This is a genomic window from Dactylosporangium sucinum (assembly GCF_014647515.1).
Classification (GTDB): domain Bacteria; phylum Actinomycetota; class Actinomycetes; order Mycobacteriales; family Micromonosporaceae; genus Dactylosporangium; species Dactylosporangium sucinum.
On record NZ_BMPI01000040.1, the window covers coordinates 103,324 to 103,998 of the forward strand.

At 71.4% G+C, this 675-nt stretch carries 1 protein-coding gene; it reads right to left on the reverse strand.

Annotated features, from left to right (window positions below; all coding sequences use genetic code 11):
* Positions 1–530: histidine kinase (locus IEZ31_RS57070; RefSeq protein ID WP_444542473.1), on the reverse strand; the 530-nt coding region annotated here is incomplete at its 3' end.
* Positions 531–675: the final 145 nt, after the last annotated feature.

Below are 675 nucleotides of genomic sequence, written 5' to 3' on the forward strand. Positions count from 1 at the left end.
GCGTAGATGTTGCCGTGGGCCATCCGCCGGCGCAGCGCCTCCGGGGTCATGTCGACCAGCTCGATCTGCTCGGCCCGGCGGACCACCGCGTCGGGCACGGTCTCCCGCTGCGGTACCCCGGTGATGTGCTGCACCACGTCGTTGAGCGACTCGAGGTGCTGGATGTTGACGGTGGTGAGGACGTCGATGCCGGCGTCGAGGAGCCGGTCGATGTCCTGCCAGCGCTTGCCGGACGGCACCCGCGAGTGTGCGAGCTCGTCGACGATCGCCAGCTCGGGCCGGCGCTGCAGGACGGCCTCGACGTCGAGCTCGGTGAACGTGCTTCCCCGGTACAGCACCGCCCGGCGCGGGAGCACCTCCAGCCCGGCGAGCATGGCCTCGGTGAAGGGGCGGTCGTGCGTCTCGACGAGACCCACGACCACGTCGGTGCCGCGGTCCCGGCGGCGCCGGCCCTCCTCCAGCATCTTGTACGTCTTGCCGACGCCGGGCGCCGCACCCAGGTAGACCCGCAGCGTCCCTCGCGCAGTCATGCGTGCTCCTCCGGCCGCATGCCTTCCAAGCTGAGCCGGACATGACCGGCCCCTCCGCTTCGCTCCGGACCGGTCATGCGTCCTCCGCTCCGCTCCGGCCGCATGCCTTCCAAGCTGAGCCGATGATGACCGGCCTCCTCCGCTG